Origin of the sequence: Bradyrhizobium sp. WYCCWR 12699, from assembly GCF_032144035.1 — a bacterium.
GTDB lineage: Bacteria > Pseudomonadota > Alphaproteobacteria > Rhizobiales > Xanthobacteraceae > Bradyrhizobium.
The window spans coordinates 112,368-132,781 of the sequence record NZ_JAVTJN010000033.1 but is presented as its reverse complement, the minus strand read 5'-3'; the positions used below and the strand labels follow the sequence as shown (position 1 = coordinate 132,781).

General features: G+C 65.6%; 20 protein-coding genes. 14 read left to right on the top strand and 6 right to left on the bottom strand.

What is annotated here, in order from left to right; translation table 11 throughout:
• Positions 1-103 precede the first annotated feature (103 nt).
• From RPS27_RS20700 to RPS27_RS20660, 9 genes are all read left to right on the top strand, one after another.
• The gene (locus tag RPS27_RS20700) at positions 104-2,710 is read left to right on the top strand and encodes an ATP-dependent helicase (RefSeq protein WP_212067656.1); all 2,607 of its coding nucleotides are present in this window, start codon (positions 104-106) and stop codon (positions 2,708-2,710) included.
• A 10-nt stretch (positions 2,711-2,720) separates the two neighbouring features.
• Positions 2,721-3,005, top strand: coding sequence for a type II toxin-antitoxin system HicB family antitoxin (locus tag RPS27_RS20695; protein ID WP_212067657.1), 285 nt, complete (start codon positions 2,721-2,723; stop codon positions 3,003-3,005).
• A gap of 88 nt (positions 3,006-3,093) precedes the next feature.
• Positions 3,094-3,510: a hypothetical protein gene (locus RPS27_RS20690; protein ID WP_194403894.1), complete on the top strand. Its 417-nt coding sequence runs from the start codon at positions 3,094-3,096 to the stop codon at positions 3,508-3,510.
• Entirely contained in the window at positions 3,510-4,181 is a 672-nt protein-coding gene (locus tag RPS27_RS20685) for an OmpA family protein (protein ID WP_212067658.1), read from the top strand. Before RPS27_RS20690 ends, RPS27_RS20685 begins: the two co-directional genes overlap by 1 nt.
• A gap of 170 nt (positions 4,182-4,351) precedes the next feature.
• The gene (locus RPS27_RS20680) at positions 4,352-4,870 is read left to right on the top strand and encodes a DUF962 domain-containing protein (RefSeq protein ID WP_212067659.1); all 519 of its coding nucleotides are present in this window, start codon (positions 4,352-4,354) and stop codon (positions 4,868-4,870) included.
• Between the two features lie 28 nt (positions 4,871-4,898).
• On the top strand, positions 4,899-5,930 hold the full coding sequence (locus tag RPS27_RS20675; RefSeq protein WP_212067660.1) for an NAD-dependent epimerase/dehydratase family protein: 1,032 nt from the start codon (positions 4,899-4,901) through the stop codon (positions 5,928-5,930).
• Between the two features lie 27 nt (positions 5,931-5,957).
• On the top strand, positions 5,958-6,584 hold the full coding sequence (locus RPS27_RS20670; RefSeq protein WP_018319663.1) for a methyltransferase family protein: 627 nt from the start codon (positions 5,958-5,960) through the stop codon (positions 6,582-6,584).
• Positions 6,585-6,747: 163 nt separating this feature from the next.
• Entirely contained in the window at positions 6,748-6,957 is a 210-nt protein-coding gene (locus RPS27_RS20665; protein WP_194403898.1) for a hypothetical protein, read from the top strand.
• A 142-nt stretch (positions 6,958-7,099) separates the two neighbouring features.
• The gene (locus tag RPS27_RS20660; RefSeq protein WP_313754222.1) at positions 7,100-8,404 is read left to right on the top strand and encodes a sorbosone dehydrogenase family protein; all 1,305 of its coding nucleotides are present in this window, start codon (positions 7,100-7,102) and stop codon (positions 8,402-8,404) included.
• Between the two features lie 4 nt (positions 8,405-8,408).
• Here RPS27_RS20660 and RPS27_RS20655 read toward each other — a convergent pair whose 3' ends face one another.
• Together RPS27_RS20655 and RPS27_RS20650 are read right to left on the bottom strand one after the other, a co-directional pair.
• Positions 8,409-9,233 (bottom strand): aspartate dehydrogenase, encoded by an 825-nt coding sequence (locus RPS27_RS20655; protein WP_212067662.1) that lies wholly within the window; start codon positions 9,231-9,233, stop codon positions 8,409-8,411.
• Positions 9,234-9,270: 37 nt separating this feature from the next.
• The gene (locus tag RPS27_RS20650) at positions 9,271-10,188 is read right to left on the bottom strand and encodes a LysR family transcriptional regulator (RefSeq protein WP_212067663.1); all 918 of its coding nucleotides are present in this window, start codon (positions 10,186-10,188) and stop codon (positions 9,271-9,273) included.
• A gap of 155 nt (positions 10,189-10,343) precedes the next feature.
• On the opposite strand from RPS27_RS20650, the gene RPS27_RS20645 reads away from it, so the two are divergent.
• On the top strand, positions 10,344-11,417 hold the full coding sequence (locus RPS27_RS20645) for a tartrate dehydrogenase (protein ID WP_211416316.1): 1,074 nt from the start codon (positions 10,344-10,346) through the stop codon (positions 11,415-11,417).
• Positions 11,418-11,566: 149 nt separating this feature from the next.
• Here RPS27_RS20645 and RPS27_RS20640 read toward each other — a convergent pair whose 3' ends face one another.
• Both RPS27_RS20640 and RPS27_RS20635 read right to left on the bottom strand, forming a co-directional pair.
• On the bottom strand, positions 11,567-12,511 hold the full coding sequence (locus RPS27_RS20640; RefSeq protein WP_212067664.1) for a LysM peptidoglycan-binding domain-containing protein: 945 nt from the start codon (positions 12,509-12,511) through the stop codon (positions 11,567-11,569).
• A gap of 101 nt (positions 12,512-12,612) precedes the next feature.
• Complete coding sequence (locus RPS27_RS20635) at positions 12,613-13,332, bottom strand: hypothetical protein (protein ID WP_212067665.1); 720 nt, start codon at positions 13,330-13,332, stop codon at positions 12,613-12,615.
• A 288-nt stretch (positions 13,333-13,620) separates the two neighbouring features.
• On the opposite strand from RPS27_RS20635, the gene RPS27_RS20630 reads away from it, so the two are divergent.
• A complete protein-coding gene (locus RPS27_RS20630) occupies positions 13,621-14,544 on the top strand; it encodes an ABC transporter ATP-binding protein (protein ID WP_211416313.1) in 924 nt (307 codons plus the stop codon).
• Positions 14,541-15,302, top strand: coding sequence for an ABC transporter permease (locus RPS27_RS20625; protein ID WP_194403908.1), 762 nt, complete (start codon positions 14,541-14,543; stop codon positions 15,300-15,302). The genes RPS27_RS20630 and RPS27_RS20625 overlap by 4 nt, the downstream gene beginning before the upstream one ends.
• 54 nt (positions 15,303-15,356) lie before the next feature.
• Here the strand turns inward: RPS27_RS20625 and RPS27_RS20620 are convergent, their stop codons facing one another.
• Entirely contained in the window at positions 15,357-15,680 is a 324-nt protein-coding gene (locus tag RPS27_RS20620) for a hypothetical protein (RefSeq protein WP_194403909.1), read from the bottom strand.
• Positions 15,681-15,995: 315 nt separating this feature from the next.
• On the opposite strand from RPS27_RS20620, the gene RPS27_RS20615 reads away from it, so the two are divergent.
• Together RPS27_RS20615 and RPS27_RS20610 are read left to right on the top strand one after the other, a co-directional pair.
• Complete coding sequence (locus RPS27_RS20615) at positions 15,996-16,793, top strand: L,D-transpeptidase (protein WP_194403910.1); 798 nt, start codon at positions 15,996-15,998, stop codon at positions 16,791-16,793.
• Positions 16,794-16,855: 62 nt separating this feature from the next.
• Entirely contained in the window at positions 16,856-17,839 is a 984-nt protein-coding gene (locus RPS27_RS20610) for a glycerophosphodiester phosphodiesterase (RefSeq protein WP_212067666.1), read from the top strand.
• A gap of 119 nt (positions 17,840-17,958) precedes the next feature.
• Here the strand turns inward: RPS27_RS20610 and RPS27_RS20605 are convergent, their stop codons facing one another.
• Positions 17,959-20,238, bottom strand: coding sequence for a fused MFS/spermidine synthase (locus RPS27_RS20605; protein WP_212067667.1), 2,280 nt, complete (start codon positions 20,236-20,238; stop codon positions 17,959-17,961).
• Positions 20,239-20,414 lie beyond the last annotated feature (176 nt).

Sequence of the window (20,414 nt, the reverse complement as noted above, 5' to 3'; positions counted from 1 at the left end):
GACCTGCCGCGCACGTGGAAAACCTGTTTTCGCCGCCCCATATAGCCACCATCCCTGTTAGAAGGCTCCCTCCCGTCACCCCGCGGTGTCATCGTGGGGCCAAATGATTCGCATGACCGAGCCGAGCAAGATCACTGGCGTACCCGACCACCAGCCCGCAGCCGGCGGCATCGCCGCGCGTGCGCGCGCCTCGGTGGGCCCGAAATACCTGTCCGGGCTCAATCCAGAGCAGCGCGAAGCGGTGGAGACGCTGGACGGCCCGGTCCTGGTGCTGGCGGGCGCCGGCACCGGCAAGACCCGCGTGCTGACGACGCGTATCGCCCATATCCTGAGCCAGGGCCGCGCCCGCCCCGCCGAGATCCTGTCGGTGACCTTCACCAACAAGGCCGCGCGCGAGATGAAGCACCGGCTCGGCCAGATGCTCGGCCACGCCGTCGAGGGCATGCCCTGGCTCGGCACCTTCCACTCCATCGGCGGCCGCATCCTGCGCGTCCATGCCGAGCTGGCGCAGCTCAAGTCGAACTTCACCGTGCTCGACGTCGACGACCAGGTCCGGCTCTTGAAGCAACTGCTTCAAGCCGAGAGCATCGACGACAAGCGCTGGCCGGCACGCATGCTGGCCGGCCTGATCGACGGCTGGAAGAACCGTGGCCTGATGCCCTCGCAGGTGCCCTCGGGCGAAGCCGCTATGTTCGCCAACGGCAAGGGCGGCAAGCTCTATGCGAGCTATCAGGAGCGGCTGAAGATCCTGAACGCGGCCGATTTCGGCGATCTCCTGCTGGAGAATATCCGCATCTTCCGCGAGCACCCGGATATTTTGCGGCAGTACCAGCAGCGCTTCAAATTCATTCTGGTCGACGAGTACCAGGATACGAACGTCGCACAATATCTGTGGCTGCGGCTGCTGTCGCAGGCGCCGTCGGATTCGTCCTTCACCTCTCCCCGCGCACGGGGAGAGGTCGCATCGCCCGGCAGCGCAATTGCGCCCCTGAGCGATGCGGGTGAGGAGGACTCTCCGCAAGCTGAACCCGTGAAGACAACCTCTCTCCCCGTGCAGGACGGGGAGAGAGAGCAGAAGCCTCACGTCAAGAACATCTGCTGCGTCGGCGACGACGACCAGTCGATCTATGGCTGGCGCGGCGCCGAGGTGGACAACATCCTGCGCTTCGACCACGATTTCCCGGGCGCCAAGGTCATTCGCCTGGAGCGCAACTACCGCTCGACCGGGCACATCCTCGCCGCCGCCTCGCATCTGATCGCGCACAACGAGGGCCGGCTCGGCAAGACGCTGCGCACCGAGGATCAGGACGGCGAGAAGGTCACGGTCACAGGCTCGTGGGATTCCGAAGAGGAAGCCCGCGGCATCGGCGAGGAGATCGAGCAGATCCAGCGCAAGGGCGAGAAGCTCAACGAGATCGCGATCCTGGTGCGCGCGTCCTACCAGATGCGCGAGTTCGAAGACCGTTTCGTCACGCTCGGCCTGCCCTATCGCGTCATCGGTGGCCCGCGCTTCTACGAGCGTGCGGAGATCCGCGACGCGCTGGCCTATTTGCGCGTCATCAACTCCCCGGCCGACGACCTCGCCTTCGAGCGCATCGTCAACGTCCCGAAGCGCGGCCTCGGCGATGCCACCGTGCAGATGCTGCACGACCACGCCCGCAAGCGCCGCATTCCCCTGTTCGAGGCGGCCCGCGCGGTGGTCGAGACCGACGAGCTGAAGCCGAAGGCGCGCGGCTCGCTTCGCGACGTCGTCGCGCAGTTCGACCGCTGGCGCGCCCAGCGCGAGGTCACCGCCCACACCGATCTCGCCCAGATCGTGCTCGACGAGAGCGGCTATACCGAGATGTGGCAGAAGGACCGTTCGGCCGACGCCGCGGGCCGGCTGGAGAATTTGAAAGAACTCGTGCGCTCGATGGAAGAGTTCGAGAACCTGCAAGGGTTCCTGGAGCACATCTCGCTGGTGATGGACCGCGACAGCGGTGCCGACGAGGACGCGGTGTCGTTGATGACGCTGCATTCGGCCAAAGGGCTCGAATTCGACAACGTGTTCCTGCCCGGCTGGGAGGAAGGCCTGTTCCCGAGCCAGCGCACGCTGGACGAACAGGGCCGCGCGGGCCTCGAAGAAGAGCGCCGGCTCGGCCATGTCGGCCTGACCCGCGCCCGCCGCCGCGCCATGATCTATTTCGCGACCAACCGGCGCATCCACGGCACCTGGTCGACCACGATCCCCTCGCGCTTCCTCGACGAATTGCCGGCGGCCAATGTCGAGATCACGGAGTCCAAAGGCGGTTCGGCCTGGGGCGGCACTGGCGGCTACGGCGCCTCGCGCTTCGACGACATGGAGGCGTTCGGCTCGACCTATTCGACGCCGGGCTGGCAGCGCGCCCAGGCCAACCGCAACCGCGGCGGCGGTCGCAATGGCGGCGGCGGAAGCGGCGGCTTCGAGGAAGAAGCCGCGACGTTCTCCTCCTCGTCATCCGGACCGGATTTCGGCAGCTTCTCCTCGCGCCGTCGCGCTCCCCTGACGATCGAGGGCGAGCTGGTCGCCAAATCGACCGGCACGACGTCCGAATTCTCGCTGTCAGACCGCGTCTTCCACCAGAAATTCGGGTACGGCCGCGTCACCAAGATCGACGGCAACAAGCTCACCATCGCCTTCGACAAGGCCGGCGAGAAGAAGGTCGTGGACAGTTTTGTGCAGCGGGCGTGAGGCCTGGGATATGGCACAATACGTTGCTGTCATTGAGGACACCGATCCCGAAGCCGTCAGCTTGTGGTTTCCGGACCTGCCCGGCTGCATTTCCGGCGGCGACGACGTCGACGAGGCCATGGAGAATGCTCCAGAGGCCCTCGCATTCTATGCACAGGAGCTTGGTGCCGACGGCCGCCGGCTTCCTCCGCCGCGGACGCTGGACGAACTCAGGGCCGATCCGGAGTTTGCCGACGACCTGGGAAACCACACCGTCGTCCTGATCGAATGGCCACCCCTCGACACCGCCGAGTGAGGACTGTTCGCCGCACTCGCCTGGCCTTCGACGGTTCTCCTCCGAACAGGTCTTGACCATCGCGAACTTCCCCGTATCAGATAAAGCCATGGTCCGGGGCTCCATCACACTGATCTTGCTGACATTGGGGATGCCGTCGCTCAGCGCGGCGGAGACCATGAGCTTTGGCGATTCGATCGGAAAGCTGGCGGCGAGCTGCGGCGCGGAAATCGTCGCCAATTGCCGCGGCGTCAACCCGGACTCGACCCGCCTGAAGGAGTGCCTGTCGCGCAACCGCGACGTGCTGTCCCCGCAGTGCCAGAGCGACTATCTCGGCGCCTTCGACGCCATTCAGAAGCGCGTTGCCGCGCGCGTCACGGTGGCGAATGCCTGCCAGCGCGAGATCGTCAAGGTCTGCGGCGGCTCGACCAAGGAGACCAGCAAGTCGATCCCCTGCCTGGTTTCGACCCCCAAGGGCATCAGCAACAACTGCCTGAAGGCCGTCGACGACGCGGGGTATCGCTGATGCGCGCGACGAGGCACTTCATTGCCGGACCGGCCCTCGCGTTTGGCCTCGCTTGGCTCGCGGGCACAGCCGTCGCGCAGACGGCGGCGCCGACCCGCGACGACATCGTCGGCAAGCTCAACCATCTCGAAGAGCCCGGCGAGGTCGATCTTCCCGCGCTGAAGACGCAGGTGATGGAGCGCGCCAAGGCCAGGATCAAGAACGATCCCGGTCCGGTGAACCGGCCGCCGATCGCGCCTGATCTCGCAAAGCTGCCCGCCTTCAACGCGCAGATCCAGTTCGATGCCGACACGCCGATCATCCAGCCGGCATCCTACCAGACCGTCGGCCGCATCGCGGACGCGCTGGTTCATTCCTCGCTGCTGCCCTACACGTTCCTGATCGTCGGTCACGTCGAATCCAATTCGAAGACGCGCGAGGCCAATGCGATCCTGAGCCAGCGCCGCGCGGACGCGATCCGTGACGTGCTGGTGAACACCTTCAAGATCTCGACCAAGCGGCTGCATCCGATCGGCCTCGGCGAGGAGCAGTTTCTCGACCGCGCCAAGCCGACGTCGGCCGTCAACGGCCAGTTGCAAATCCTGACCTATGCCAAGGTGCCCGAGGAGGCGCCTGCGCGTCCGGCCGCAGCGCCCGCGCCTGCGGCGAAAAAGCCCGCCAAGAAGCGCTGAGCACACGGGCTTCGCACCCGGTGGAACCCTTTGAAGTCCTGATCGTTTTGTAACCTGTCCGGGGCGCACCCATACGGCTTTGCGCGACAAAAGCGCCGGTTTGTGCACCGCCCTGTCCAGTGCTATAGCCACTGTTCGCCCTTCCCGATCCCGTGCTGCATGAGACCAAAATGGGTGGCATTTTTCAGCGCCAACTTGCCGTTTACGTCGAGTACCATCGCGATCCCCGGAATACGGCGATGCATGTGGTTGGTATTCTTCTGTTGTTCACCGGCGCGGTGATGCCGCTGACGCTGGTCCGGCTTCCGCTGTTCGGTTTCGATGTCAGCCTGGCGGTGATCCTGGCCTTGCCGGTGCTGATCTATTGGCTGCTGCTGGATGTGGCGCTCGGGATCGGCATTCTGGCTGTTTCCATCGTGCTGTTTTCGGTGGCGACGACCATTGCGGCGCAGGTCAGCACTGCGAGCATGTGGGCTATTTTCGCCGCGCTGGTGGTGCTCGGCCTCGCCGCACAGACCATCGGCCACAAGGTTTTTGAGGGCCGCGAAGCCTCGCTGTTCACTTTTCCTTCGCATCTTTTGCTTGGACCGATGTTCGTCATGGCAAAATTATTCATTGCATTGGGCTTCCGTCGCGACCTTGCCGCGATTCTGGCGCCTCTTCCGGCGAATTCCCTTTCAACCCGATAGTTCTAGAAGCGAAACAGCAACCTTCTGCATGGCTCTCGTCCTGGTTACCGGTGGCAGTGGCTTCATCGGACATCATCTCGTCGAAGCGCTCCGCGCCCGTGGGCAGCGGGTGCGCGTGCTCGATGTCCGCGCGCCGGCCGCGGGGAACACTGACGTCGAACACGTGCAGGGTTCGGTGCTTGACGGCGCCGCGGTCGATGCTGCGATCGCCGGGGTCGATCAGGTCTATCACCTCGCCGGTCTGCCGGGCATGTGGGTCGCCAACAAGCAGGACTTTCACGAGGTCAATTGCCGCGGCACCGAGATCGTGCTTGCGGCCGCGATGAAGCGCGGCGTGTCGCGCTTCCTGCACTGTTCGACCGAATCGATCCTGTTCCCCTATTCCGACCTGAACGGCGTCCCCGCGGAAGAAGCGTTGCAGCCGGCCGATGCCATGCCCGGCGCCTATACGCGCTCGAAGTCGCTCGCCGAGCATTGCGCCGCAAAGGCCGCGGCCGATGGCTTTCCGCTCGTGATCGGCACGCCGACCATGCCGATCGGTGCCGCCGACCACAATCTGACGCCGCCGACCGCGATGCTGTGGTACTTCCTGCAGAAGAAGGTGCAGCCGCATCTCAACTTCCTGGTCAACCTCGTCGACGTTCGCGACGTGGCCATGGGCCTGGTGCTGACCATGGAGCGCGGCCGCCTCGGCCAGCGCTACATTCTCGGCGGGGACTGCGTCCCGCTCGGACGCATCCTGCGGATGATGTCGGCGATGAGCGGCCGCCGGCAGTTTCCGGTCGTCGTCCCCGGCAAGATCGCCGAGCTCTCCGCGATCATGCTGGAATACATCTCCGATCAATTCACGCGCCGGCCGCCCAACGGCACCGCCGAGGGCGTGCGCATCGCGCTCGCCGCGAGCGATCTTTCGATCGGCAAAGCCTGTAACGAACTCGGCTATTCGCCGCGTCCGATCGAGCCGGTGCTGCGCGAAACCATCACCCATCTGCTCGCCCGCAACGGCCAGCAGCCCACCGGCGCCATCGAGCATCGCACGCTCTCCTCGCGCGCAGGCTGAAGCCGCCGCCCAACGCAAAGAACCTTCATGTCATTCGATTTCAGCAAGCTTCTCTCCGTCGCCTGGGGTGGCTGGACCACGGCCTGGCCGACCGAACTCCTTGCCCTGGTCTGGCTCGCCTTTCTCGCCAGCTGGGTTGGTGCCTCGTTCTGGCAGGGGCGGACCAAGAAGCAGGTCATGACGCTGGAGTCGCAGCGCTATCGCCTGCCGATCCTGGTCGGCGGCATCCTGTACACGCCATGGGTTGCACAGCTCCTGGGCTGGAAGCCGCTTTGGGTGCTCGGCAATACCGGCATCTACATCGCTGCGGTCCTCTCCGCGGCCGGCATCGCCTTCGCCTGGTGGGGCCGGCTGCATCTCGGAAAATTCTGGTCGAACACCATCACCCACAAGGAAGATCACCGCGTGATCGACACCGGCCCCTACGGCATCGTGCGTCACCCGATCTACACCGGCTTGATCTTCGGCATGCTCGTCACCGGCATCGCGATCGGCCTCGTAACGACGATCCTCGGCGCGATCCTGATCTCGCTCGGCATGTGGCAGAAGGGCCGGATGGAAGAGGTGTTCCTCTCCAAGGAGCTCGGCGAAGACGCCTACGGCGCCTATTGCCGCCGCGTGCCGATGATCATTCCGTTCCTGTCGCCGCGTTAAGGGCGTAGCAACTGGCCCTCACTCTCGTGTCCCGGACGCGCTGCGCTGCGCTGCGCCCCGGGGGCACCAGCGCACGCTTCTGCGCACCAAGGAACCGCACCTCCCCTTGCCCGTTAGCTCCTCGACATCTGCACCACGCAGAGCATCGAGCCGAGCCCAAGCCATGTCGGACGCCTACGATTATTTCCGCGAGCACGCGATCGCCGCCTTGCGCAAGGCGCGGGCGCTGCCGCCTGGGCGTACCAAGCAGAAGCAGCGCACGGTCGCGCGGGTCTATCATCTGCTGTCCAGAGAAGCCGCGCTCGCACCCAACGTCCATCACCTCGACGATTTTCGCGCGGCACGGCAGCTCGAGCGGCAGATCGGCCGTTGATCTCCGGGCATCACCCGACGGCGCTCGTCCCATGCAAATTCGATCGGCTGCCATTCCCAGGGAATAGGCCCCAGCGGCATGCCGCATAGGTTGACGCCGGCCCCGTCAGCCAGTTGGATGCGCGCGCAAACAGGGGCACCTCATGACCTTCTCCAGCATCTTCGCGCAGTTCGTCGCGATCCTCGGCGGCATCGCGCTGCAATGGCGCAAGATGACGGGCACCGAGCCCGCGCCGGCCTGGGGCCTGACCCCCGCCATTCCCGAAGCGAAGCCGCAAGGCGCGATCCCGACCTTGAAGATGCCGACCGCGCGCGGCTGGAACGAGGGCCAGAAACCGACGGTCGCGCCGGGCCTTGAGGTCAACGCGTTCGCCACCGGCCTCGACCATCCGCGCTGGATCGAGGTGCTGCCGAATGGCGACGTGCTGATCGCGGAGGCGACGCAGATCGCGGGCGCGCCGAGGAGCGTGTTTCACTATGCCATGCAGGCGACGATGCGCCGCGCCGCCGCGCTCGGCGTGTCCGCCAACCGCATCACGCTGCTGCGCGACAGAGACGGCGACGGCGTCGCCGAAGTTCGCGGCGCCTTCATGGAGAACCTCAATCAGCCCTTCGGCATGGCGCTGGTCGGCGACACCTTCTATGTCGGCAACACCGACGGCGTGATGGCGTTTCCCTATGTCGCGGGGGCCGACCGCATCACCGCGCCGGGCAAGCGCCTCACGACTTTCAAGCCAGGCGGCCACTGGACGCGCAGCCTGCTCGCAAGTCCAGACGGCAGGAAGCTCTATGCCGGCGTCGGCTCGCTCAGCAACATCGCCGAGATGGGCATGGAGGTCGAGGAAGGCCGTGCCGCGGTGTACGAACTCGACCTCATCGCCGGTACGCATCGCATTTTCGGCGCCGGCCTGCGCAATCCCGTAGGCCTGGCCTGGGAGCCGAATACGAACGTGCTCTGGACCGTCGTCAACGAGCGCGACGGGCTCGGCGATGAGACGCCGCCCGATTATCTCACCTCGGTGCGCGACGGCGGCTTTTACGGCTGGCCCTATTGCTATTGGGGCAAGACGGTTGACGACCGCGTGCCGCAGGATCCGGCGATGGTCGCCAAGGCGCTGCAGCCGGACTACGCGCTCGGCGGCCATACCGCTTCGCTCGGCCTGTGCTGGATGCCCGCGGGCACCCTGCCCGGCTTCGGCGACGGCATGGTGATCGGCCAGCACGGCTCGTGGAATCGCAGCAAGCTGTCCGGCTACAAGCTGGTGTTCATCCCGTTCGAGAACGGCAAGCCGTCCGGTCCGGGTCGCGACATCCTGTCGGGCTTCCTGTCCCCCGACGAGAAGGAATCCTACGGCCGCCCGGTGGGCGTGACGATCGGCCCCGACAAGAAATCTCTGCTGATGGCCGACGACGTCGGCAACGTGATCTGGCGCGTCACGGGAGCGTAGAGCCTCACGTCCCCACGCACAGGGTGGCGCGCTGCTTCTTGAGCAGCGCAATCACCGACAGCGCCGTGATCAACCCGGTCTTGGGATTCTCCGACGGGATGTTCTCGATCCCCATCGAGAACCGTGCCGAATCCGCCTCGACCTCGATGCGGTGAACGTTGCGTGTCACGGTCGGGTCGGCCCAGACCTGGATCTGGGTGCGATCAGGCCCGATGCCCGCCAGCGACAGCGCAACGGCGACATTGACGTTCGCCGGAAAGCCTTTTGCGGCTTCGCGCGCGCTGCCCTCGAACAATTTCAGCGGCTCGCGCAGATTGTCGATATCGATGTTGTTCTGCACGATGAACGGCGCACCCTTCAGCCCGTCGATCGGCTTGCGCGTCACCATCTTCACGGAATGAATGGTGCCGATGGCGGCGGCGTTGACGGCGTCGAGCCCGATCAGCGCGCCGGTCGGCACGATGATGCGGCCGCCATTGGCGCGGGCGAGATCGACGAGATCGAAATTATCGAGCAGGCCGCCGACGCTGACCACGACCGCGGCCTTGCCGCGCTTCACCGCGGGCTCGACGATGGAGCGCAGATGATGGCTCGGCGCGCATTCGACCACGATGTCCGCGGCCTCGCCGAGCTGGTCGATCGGCAGGATTTGCGGCGGGCGGCGCAGGCTATCGAGGAACGCCTGATGCTTTGCGGGATCGCGCACCGCGACGGCGGACAGCGCCAGCCCCTCGATGCCCTGATCGAGCGCGGTCGCGATCTTGCTGCCGATCGAGCCCAGCCCGGCAATGGCAACGCGCAATTCACCCGGCGTCTTTTGTTCGCTCATCGCATCCACCTTCTCGCCCAGCCTACGTCATAGCCCCTCACGCCACCCGCGCATAGCGGCGCAGGCGCGCCTCCAGCACCGCCAGAATGGCATCGCGAGCCGGATCGCGCGTGCCGCGCAGCCAGACGGCGGCGAGCGGCAGCCGGCCGACCGGGCCGCTCTGCCTCAGCCGGAGCGGCACGAAGCGCACGCCCGACACCGCCATCCGCGTGGTCCAGCGCGGCACGATCGCGACGCCGAGCCTGGTGGCCACCAGATGGATGATGGTCTGCTTCTCGTCGGCGACCTGCACGATGCGCGGCGTCAGCCCGGCCTGCTCGAACAGCTTGATCGTGAGATCGTGGCTGTGCGGCCGCGAGCGGCGATCCGGCACCAGCATCGCCTCGTCGGCGATGTCGGCCAGCGTGATCGACTTGCGCCTCGCCAGTGCATGCCGCTGCGGGAACGCCACGATCGCGTTCTCCTGGAGCAGATCGCGGAATTCGAGCCGCTTGTCCGCGCGGCCCGGCGGGCGGACGAAGGCAAGATCGAGCGCGCCGGTCAGCACCTTCGGCAGCAGCCGGACCGTCTTGTCCTCGAGAAGCTGCACCGCGATGTCAGGATGGCTCCCGCGGAAGTCGCGCAAGAGCGGCGGCAGCAGCCCGGCCGCCGCGCTGTCGATGGCACCGATCCGCAGCCGCCGCGCGGCTCCCGCACGCGAGCGATTGCGAAGGCTGTTCTCGACCGCCTCGACCTTGGCGAGAATGGCGCGGGCATCGCGCAGCAGCGTCGTGCCGTCCTCGGTGAGCGACACCGCGCGCGTCGTCCGCGCAAACAGCCGCGTGCCGAGGTCCTCCTCCAGCAGCCTGATCTGCCGGCCCAGCGCCGAGGGCAGCATCTGGAGCTGCTGCGCAGCGCGGCCGAAATGCAGCTGCTCGGCTGCCGCCACGAAGCACCGAAGCTGATGCAATTCCATTCCCGGCCCTCTCACCTCAGACGGCGATGATTATATCATTTTTTTGTATAAACCAGCGCCGCTTGAGACGGTTTGGGCCACCGTCTAGATTCGGCGCCGACGCAGCCCGCCGGATCCGGCGCGGCACCACCGACATCCCAAACGGAGCCTCCCCCATGCGCACCCATTCGATCGCGGCCATTCCCGCCGACGGCATCGGCCCCGAGGTGATCTCGGCCGGCATCCGCGTGCTGGAGGCGCTGGCACAGCGCAGCGGCGATCTCGCCTTCGACGTCAAGACGTTCGACTGGGGCTCGGACTATTACAAGAAGCACGGCGTGATGATGCCGGCCGACGGTCTCGCTGAGCTCAAGAAGTTCGACGCGATCTATTTCGGCGCGGTCGGCGCCCCCGATGTGCCCGATCACATCACGCTGTGGGGCCTGCGCCTGCCGATCTGCCAGGGCTTTGACCAATACGCCAATGTGCGGCCGACAAAGATCCTGCCCGGCGTCGCCTCGCCGCTGCGCAATGTCGGCGTCGGCGATCTCGACTGGGTGATCGTGCGCGAGAACTCGGAAGGCGAATATGCCGGCATGGGTGGCCGCGCGCACAAGGGCCTGCCGGAAGAGGTCGGCACCGAAGTCGCGGTGTTCACCCGCGTCGGTGTCACCCGCATCATGCGCTATGCGTTCCAGCTCGCGCAGTCGCGCCCGCGTAAATTCCTGACCGTCGTGACCAAGTCCAACGCGCAGCGCCACGGCATGGTGATGTGGGACGAAATTGCCGCCGAGGTCGCGACCGAATTCCCCGACGTGACCTGGGACAAGATGCTGGTCGATGCCATGACGGTGCGCATGACGCTGCATCCGAAGAGCCTCGACACCATCGTCGCGACCAATCTGCACGCCGACATCCTCTCCGATCTCGCCGGCGCGCTGGCGGGAAGCCTCGGCGTGGCGCCGACCGGCAATATCGATCCGCAGCGCCGCTTCCCCTCGATGTTCGAGCCGATCCACGGCTCGGCCTTCGATATCACCGGCAAGGGCATCGCCAATCCGGTCGCGACGTTCTGGACCGGCGCGCAGATGCTGGAGCATCTCGGCGAGAAGGATGCAGCGATGCGGCTGATGGCGGCGGTCGAGAAAGTCTGCGCGGCCGGCGTGCTGACGCCCGACGTCGGCGGCAAGGCGACAACGAAGGAGGTCACGGACGCCGTGATCGATGCGATCCACGGATCGAATGTTTGAGAACGCCCTGCGTCATGCGCCGGCTTATCCCGGCCATCCACGATCTTTCGTGCGGCACCGAGAACGTGGATGCCCGGGACAAGCCCGGGCATGATGAACGAGGAAGACCGCCCGCCCAATCAACACCGCTTTTACAGCGGCAAAGCCCCTTATTTCCGCTTCGGCGGAGCCGCCGGCGGCGCGGCCATCGCGGCCGCAGGCTCCGGCGGCGTCAGGTGGCGCGGGACGATGATGGTTTGCCCCGGCGTGAGCTGCGCATTCTCGGCAAGCGAATTGCTCTGCGCGAGCGTCCACAGCGGCACGCGATTGGCGGCGGCGATGCTCTCCATGGTGTCGCCGCGGCGCACCGGCACCCGCACGCCGGAATCCCACAATTCGACCAACGTATCGGCAGGTACGAGATAGCGCAGCGGCACGGCATCGGCCTGGGTCTGCGGCGGAATGCGCGGCAACTGCGTCACCATCTCGAGGATCTGGCGATGGATGTCATCGGACTTCTCGATGTTGATGTGCGAGACGCGCGCGTTTTCCTTCAGGTCGTAGCTGGCGTAATGACCGCGAAAGCCCGGCACCGCGACGACGTCGCCTCCGCCGAGCACGCTGTCGGACAGGAAGATGTTGATGAAGCGCTCGACATTGAGCGGCACGTCACCGGTCGCGTGCGCGGGATCGATGGCGATGACGAGGCTGATCGGGATGTTCTCCTTGGCCGCCATCTCGGAGATGACGACCGAGCACAGCCCGCCCATGGAATGGCCGATCAGCACGATCGGCGCCGGGCTTTCCTTGTAGCTGGCGATGACACGATTGCCGATGAACCGGCACAGGGTGAACTCATAGACGTTGGCCGAGAAGCCGGCCTTCGTCAGCTTCTCCTCGAGCCGGTCCATGCCGGTCGAGAAGATGGGCCCCATGGCACCGCGGAACAGGTAGATCTTCGGCGGCGGCAGCGGCTCGAACGGCGGGGGCGGCGGCGCGGCAGGGACGGCGGCCGCCGCGGGCTTCGACTTGGCGGGTGAAGCGGCGGCCGGGCCGATGCTTAAGGCGAGCAGCGCAATCGCTGCCAGCGCAAGGATTCGCCTTGGTTCGAGCATCAGTCCAGCAGTCCCACCGTGGGAGGCAGAGGCCTCTCCCGCAGCGGTTCATGACCGCGGATTTGGCGGATTTTGCGGCGCCGAAACTGAGCCGATTCGTCTCAGTTCCTCGCCGGAGCCGTTGCCGCCGCGGAGCGCGCCTGCCGCGGCGCGCCGCGCTCGGCGACCGGCAAGGCCGGTGCGCGCGAGCGCATGATCGCGGCGTCGATCTCGGCGATGACGCGGCGCTGGATCGCCTCGTTCTTGTCGATCGAGATGTGGCCGACGCCGGTGCCGCGCACGTCGACATTGTCGAGCTTGCCGCGCAGGCCCTGCGCGGCCCGCACCGGCTCACCGGGACCGTCGCCGATATAGATGTTGATGTAGCGCTCCGCGCCGGTCGAGAGCCTGGTCTTGAACACGGAGTCGAGACCGATCGCGAGCTTCACGGGCACACCGAGCTGGTTGAGCTTGGCGATCATGTCGGGCAGCGCCGTGGCGCCGGAGGAATGGCCGACCAGGATGATGGTCTTGAGACGGCCGGCCTTGTAGGCGGTCGCGGCTTCGTCGGCGAGCGAGGACCAGGACACGAAGTTGGCGACGGTGACCGGGACGCCCTGCGCCTGCAGCCGGGCGCCGATTGTGTCGAGCCCGAGCGAGAAGATATTGAGCACGCCGCGGAGCAGGTAGACATGCGTGGTCGCGGCCTGGGCCTGGCTCGGTGCCGCGTTGGCGGGGGCAGGGCTCATGGCAACAGCTGACAGCAGGAGCAGGCCCATCGCCCAGACGCGGAGGGCGGACAATTGGGTGGCGCCGGCGGTGTGACGGCCGTTCGGTCTCATCGATGTTTTCCCTGGGGACATACGCTTTGCGATTGGCCGGAATCGTAGCCATGGCCTGCTCGCAGACGCAACAAAGAGCCGCGTGAACGGCAATCTTAGCCACAGCCCGTGACCATCGCGCAACACTTGCCTGGAACCTGCCACCGAAGAGCCTGTTTTGAGACCATTTTTCTCCAGCCGATTGCGGCCGGGCAATGGCATTCCTATCTCAGGGCTCCGCTGACCCGCCCTCCCGGCAGAGGCCAGCCTCCCCCTCCCCAGCCCTTGCCCCTCATCCTCGCGGCCATCATGTCCTCCATCATTTCCGTCGCCAATTTGTCGAAGACCTATGGGTCCGGCTTCAAGGCGCTCAAGAACGTCAATCTCGATATCAAGCGCGGCGAGATCTTCGCGCTGCTCGGCCCGAACGGCGCGGGCAAGACCACGCTGATCTCCATCATCTGCGGCATCGCCAATCCGAGCGAGGGACGCGTCCTGGTCGGCGGCGAGGACATCCAGACCTCCTACCGCAAGGCACGCTCGCTGATCGGCCTCGTGCCGCAGGAGTTGCACACCGACGCCTTCGAGAGCGTGTGGGCGACGGTGAGCTTCTCCCGCGGACTGTTCGGCAAGCCGAAGAACCCTGCGCATATCGAGAAGGTGCTGAAGGACCTCTCGCTGTGGGACAAGAAGGACAACAAGATCATCACGCTCTCCGGCGGCATGAAGCGCCGCGTGATGATCGCCAAGGCGCTGTCGCATGAGCCGCAGATCCTGTTCCTGGACGAGCCCACCGCCGGGGTCGACGTCGAGCTGCGCAAGGGCATGTGGGAGGTCGTGCGCACGCTTCAGCAATCCGGCGTCACCATCATCCTCACCACGCATTACATCGAGGAAGCCGAGGAGATGGCCGACCGCATCGGCGTCATCAACAAGGGCGAGATCGTGCTGGTCGAGGACAAGGCGACCTTGATGCAGAAGCTCGGCAAGAAGCGGCTGACGCTGCATCTGCAGGGCAAGATCGCCGCGCTGCCGGAAAGCCTTCATCATTACGAGCTCGAGCTCTGCGACAACGGCGCGACGCTGGTCTACGACTACGACACCAAGGGCGAGCGCACCGGCATCACCAGCCTGCTCGGCGATCTCCGTACCGCCGGCATCCGCTTCAACGATCTCGACACGACGCAATCGTCGCTCGAGGACATCTTCGTCGACCTCGTGAGGACGTCATGAACCATCGCGCCATCCGCGCCATCTATCTGTTCGAAATGGCGCGCACCTGGCGCACGCTGCTGCAAAGCATCGTCTCGCCGGTGGTCTCGACTTCGCTTTATTTCGTGGTGTTCGGCGCCGCGATCGGCTCGCGCATCAGCCAGGTCGAGGGCGTCAGCTACGGCACCTTCATCGTGCCGGGCCTGATCATGCTCTCGGTGCTGACGCAGAGCATCGCCAATGCCTCGTTCGGGATCTACTTCCCGAAATTCACCGGCACGATCTACGAGATCCTGTCGGCACCGATTTCCTACTTCGAGATCGTGCTGGGCTATGTCGGCGCCGCCGCGACCAAGTCGATCATTCTGGGCCTGATCATCCTGGCAACAGCCGGGCTGTTCGTGCCGCTGCATATCCATCATCCCATCTGGATGCTGGCTTTCCTGGTGCTGACGGCGGTGACGTTCAGCCTGTTCGGCTTCATCATCGGCATCTGGGCCGACGGCTTCGAGAAGCTGCAGATGATCCCGATGCTGGTGGTGACGCCGCTGACCTTCCTCGGCGGCAGCTTCTATTCCATCGACATGCTGCCGCCCACCTGGCGCACGGTGGCGCTGCTCAACCCGGTCGTCTATCTGATCTCCGGCTTCCGCTGGAGCTTTTACGAGATCGCGGACGTCAGCATCTCCGTCAGCATCGGCATGACGCTGGCGTTCCTGGTGATCTGCCTGGTCGTGATCTGGTGGATCTTCCGCACGGGTTATCGGCTGAAGAATTGATCTGTCGTTCCGGGGCACGCGATGCGTGCGCCCCCGGAATGACGTCAGCGGCCATCACCTGTAACAATGGAAGTGGTGATACCCGTCGTAATATCCGCGGCAGCGGTGGCGGTAATGACGGTGGGGAATGCCGAACACGCCCTCCACCGCACCCACGGCGCCTCCAACACCGGCCCCGACTGCGCCACCAACCACGCCGCCTACGGGACCGGCAATCCGGTTGCCTTCATACGAGCCTTCCTGCGCACCGCGCACGATGCCCTGAGCGTGGCCGGCGTGCGGCAAGGCCAGCAGCGCAAGCAGGCTGGCTGCGGCGAACAGCAGGCGGACGGGCAAGCCGGCCGGGAGCGCTGCGGCGGAGATACGGGCTTTGTTCATGTTCGACCCCAGGGGAAATAAAAGAGGTAGCGGCGGCGGACGCCGCCTGTCGAGGGTGGTGGTGCTCAACGCCCGGGGCAGCCGGATGGTTGCGCCTTTGTGACGAATTGCCGGCGTTGTGAACGCGCGTCAGCTCGCGAAAATGTCAGCAGCGCCGGCTGCCGAGCGGCACAAAGCGGCCTTGCTTAAGCCCGACGTCACGTTAACGATGGCTGAAGCAGGCCGCTGGAACGAAAGCCGGATTGCAGGCATACTGCACGCCGGGGACGGAGAGCCGCGGCGGCTAGCGAGAAGAGGCCGGAGGCCAGGATTCAAATGCGTTTCCAGATGCGTTCATTTTTCATTGCTTTCACGTCCCTGATGCTTTTGAGCGCGGGCACCGCGCAGGCCAAGGTCGAGATCACCGTCGACAAGGACAATCAGCAGATGACCGTCGCGGTCGACGGCGTCGCGCGCTATCACTGGCCGGTGTCGACCGGCATCCCCTCGCGCGAGACGCCGAACGGCGCGTTCCGCACCTTCCGCATGGAAGAGGATCACTACTCCAAGGAGTTCGACGACGCGCCGATGCCGCACGCGATCTTCTTCACCAAGGTCGGTCACGCCATCCACGGCACGGATTCGGTCGGCCGTCTCGGCTCGCCCGCCTCCCATGGTTGCGTCCGGCTGTCGCGCCAGAACGCCTCGACGCTCTATGCGCTGGTGCAGCAGCAGGGCGTGCTCAACACCACGGTGACGCTGACCGGCTCGGCTCAGGTGGCGCTGGCGCGCAATCCGCGCGGTCGCGCCAATGCTGCGGTGGCCCGCGCTCCCCAGCAGCCCGTCGAGGAGCAAGTCGCTACCACAGGCGATCCCGTGAACCTGACGCCGCCGGCGCAGCCCGCTCGCCGCTACATGCCGCAGGACGACAACTACATCTATCCCGCGGACGGCAGCGACACCGGCGCGCGCTATCCGGCGCCGCGTTCGGCCACCCGCCCGCTCTATGACGCGCAGGTCTATCAGCAGCAGCCGCAGCAATATTACAATCAGGGCTACGGCCAGCAGGGCTATTATTATCAGCCGCAACCCCGGCAGGTTTATCAGCCGCGCGGCTATTACTACCAGAATTGAAGCGGTCGCTTCTCGCCGCCGTCGGTGGTCAGCGCTAACAAGCGATAGCTATTCGAGGCACCATGCCGTCACGTGCCACGACTGTTCTGACCGTGCTCTCAGTTCTGATCATGGGGCGGGCCATGGCCTTTGATCTCGAGGCGCATCGCGGCGGGCGGGCGCTGTTGCCGGAAAACACCCTGCCGGCCTTCGCCAACGCGTTGTCGATGGGCGTGGACACGCTGGAGCTCGACGTCGGCGTGACCGCGGACGGCGAGATCATCGTGTCGCATGAGCGCGGGCTCAATCCTGATCTCACGCGCAACGCCGATGGCGCGTATATTCCCGCGCCCGGCACGCCTTTCGTGAAGCTGCGGCTGGACGAGGTCAAGACCTACGACGTCGGCCAGATCCGGCCGGACAGCAACTATGCAAAGCAATTCCCCGACCAGCGCGCCATGCCGGGGACGCGCATTCCGACGCTGGGCGAGCTGTTCGCGCTGGTGCGGAAATCCGGCAACGCGCGGGTGCGCTTCAACATCGAGACCAAGATCGACCCGAACCATCCGGACGACACGCTCGATCCGCAAGCGTTCGTCACGAAGCTGCTTGGGCTGATCCGGTCCGAGGCGTTTTCCGACAGGGTCATGATCCAGTCCTTCGACTGGAGGACCTTGCAGCTCGTCCAGCAGCAGGCACCGAAGATCCCGACGATGTACCTGACGCTCCAGCGCGGCTCGGGGCAGACGGTGGCGCTGGACAAGGCGACGAACTGGACCGCCGGCTTCAGCCCGGCCGATCACGGCGGCTCGCTGCCGCGGACGATCAAGGCAGCAGGCGGCGCGATCTGGTCGCCCTATTTCGGCGATGTCACCGCTGCGCTCGTTTCCGAAGCTCGAGCGCTCGGATTGCGCGTGGTGGTGTGGACGGTCAACAAGCGTGAGGACATGGCGCGGATGATCGAGCTCGGCGTCGACGGGATCATCTCGGATCGCCCGGATCTGCTGCGACAGGTGGCGGGCGAGAAGGGAATTGCGCTGCCGGCGGGGACGCCGGTCGAGCCTTAGAAGCCTCTCACCTTGTAGCCCGGATGGAGCGAAGCGCAATCCGGGAAAAGTGCCCATCACGCACGAGCGGCCCCGGATTACGCTTCGCTTCATCCGGGCTACGAAGTTACGAAGTGGCCCTACTCCCCGTCCCGCAAGCGCCGGTACAGCGCGCCCAGGATGTTGGAATAGTCGTCCGTCCAGACCCGCACCCTGTCGTCGGCTTCGGTCTGCTCCCAGGACTTGGATGAGGCAAGCCGGCCGATATCTGCTTCCTCCCGCGCGGAGATGACGACGTCGGTGGAGAAGATGTAGTCACCATCCCGCCCGGAATCCTCGTTGAAGACCCAGCTCTTGAGATCGTTGGCATCCGCAATGCCGACCACGACGGTCTCGAGATCGAGATGCCGGTTGGAGACGTGCATCACCACGGCGCCGTGCGGCGCGAGCTTGTCCTTGTAGATCTTCATCGCCTCTTCGGTGGCGAGATGAATCGGGATCGCATCCGACGAATAGGCATCGACGATGATGAGGTCGTAGGCGCCGTCGGGCTCTTTGGCAAAGGTGAGCCGCGCATCGCCGATCACCGGCTTCATGTCCGGCATGCAGCTCGAGATGTAGCGGAAATTCTTGGGGTCACGCGCCGCATCCACCATCGACTGGTCGATCTCGAAGAATTTCCAGTCCTCGCCGGGCACTGCGGCACACGCGAGCGTGCCGGAGCCGACGCCGATCGCGGCGACCTTGAGCGGCGTGCCCTTGCGTTCGCGGATCGCGCTGACGGCCTGACCAATGCCGCCGTCCTTGTGGTAATAGGTGATCGGCTCGGGGCGGCCCGCGACCGGCGTGCCGTCATTATTGCGGAAGCGCTCGGCTCCGTGGATGGTGGTGCCGTGCATCAGCACATGGAAATAGCCGCCGGGCGTCACCACGATCTTGTGCACGCCGAAGAAGCTGCGCACCGTCGTGACGCGGCCCTCGTCCGCGGGATAGACGCGGATCAACGCCAGCGCGAGCACGACGGTGGCAAAGATCTTCCAGCGTCCGGCATTGAGCGCCAGCGCGAGCAACGCGGCAAGCACGCCGACGCCGCCAGCGACCCAGACGCGGTGATCCTCGAACCAGGTCGAGAGATGGCCGGTGGCGTATGACGGCGCGACGAGCGCGATCGCAAGCGCGGCGAGCCCCAGCCAATACCATTTGACGACACCGGCAAACCGTTCGTTTGCGGCCGGCCGGCACAGCGCGGCAAGCGCGACCAGGATCGGATATTCGGCGATCCAGGAGAAGGTGAAGGGCGCGACGAGGCCGGCAAAAAGCCCGCCGACCATGCCGCCGAACGACAGCGCGACATAGAAGCCGGTGAGATATTTGGCTGCGGGGCGGGTCCGTGCCAGCTCGCCGTGGCAGGCCATGGCGATGACGAAGAAGCACAATTGATGGCCGCCGAGCGTCAGCAGCAGGTTCTGCTCGCCGCCGAAGGCGAGCAGGACGACGACGCCTGCGATCGCGACCGGCTGCAGCATCAGCATCCATTTGTGCGGCAGCAGCGGCCGCGACTGGAACACCACGACCCAGGTGAGCAGATACAGCGACAGCGGCAGCACCCACAGCAGCGGCGCCGCCGCAACGTCGGTCGAGATGTGCGCGGTGACGGCGATGAGCAGACCCGACGGCACCGCGGCCAGGAAGATCCAGCGCAGCCGCGTCAGGAAAGCCGGCGCTGGCGCATTGATGTCCTCGGTTTTCGGGTCGACGACCGCCAGCTTCGGCGAGCGCAACAACAGCGCGCCACAGGCGGCGATCAGGAGAATCAGGACGCCATAACCGGCGGTCCAGAGCCGGTTCTGCGTGTGCAGTGTGAACACCGGCTCCAGCAGGAACGGATAGGACAGCAGCGCGAGGAAGCTGCCGATGTTGGAGGAGGCATAGAGGAAATAGGGATCATGTCCGGCCGGATGGCCGGTGCGAACGAACCAGGCCTGCAACAGCGGATTGTTGGCGGCGAGCGCAAAGAACGGCAGGCCGATCGAGACCACGAACAGGCCGAGCAGCCAGAATGCATAACCGGACGCGGGCGGCTCGCCATAGGTCGAGGCGATACCGAGCGGCAGCGTGGCAAAGGCCGCGATCAGCAGCACCAGATGCACGGCCACCGGAACGACGCGGCTCCTCGCCTGCATCAACAGATGCGCATAGGCATAGCCCGCCAGCAGCAGCGACTGAAAGAACACCATCGCCACCGACCACACCGCCGGCGAGCCGCCGAGCCGCGGCAGCACCATCTTCGTGAACAGCGGCTGCACCGAGAACAGCAGCAGCGCGCTGACGAAGATCGCAGCGGTGTAGACCGTCAGCAGCAGCCGGTTGCGCGAGGCGGACGGCTGCTCCGTGGCGGCGGGTTGCACGATCGAATCCATGGAAGCTCCGGTTCAAGACCCGGCGGGCGCCGGACGCGCGCAATGGAGCACAAGGCGCCTGAACGGGCAATAAAGGGGCGCGTGATGTTGCAGCGAGGATTGCTTGATATAGAGATGTCATTCCGGGTCTGGTCCTTCGGACCATCCCGGAATGACGGTGGAACAATTTGAAGCTC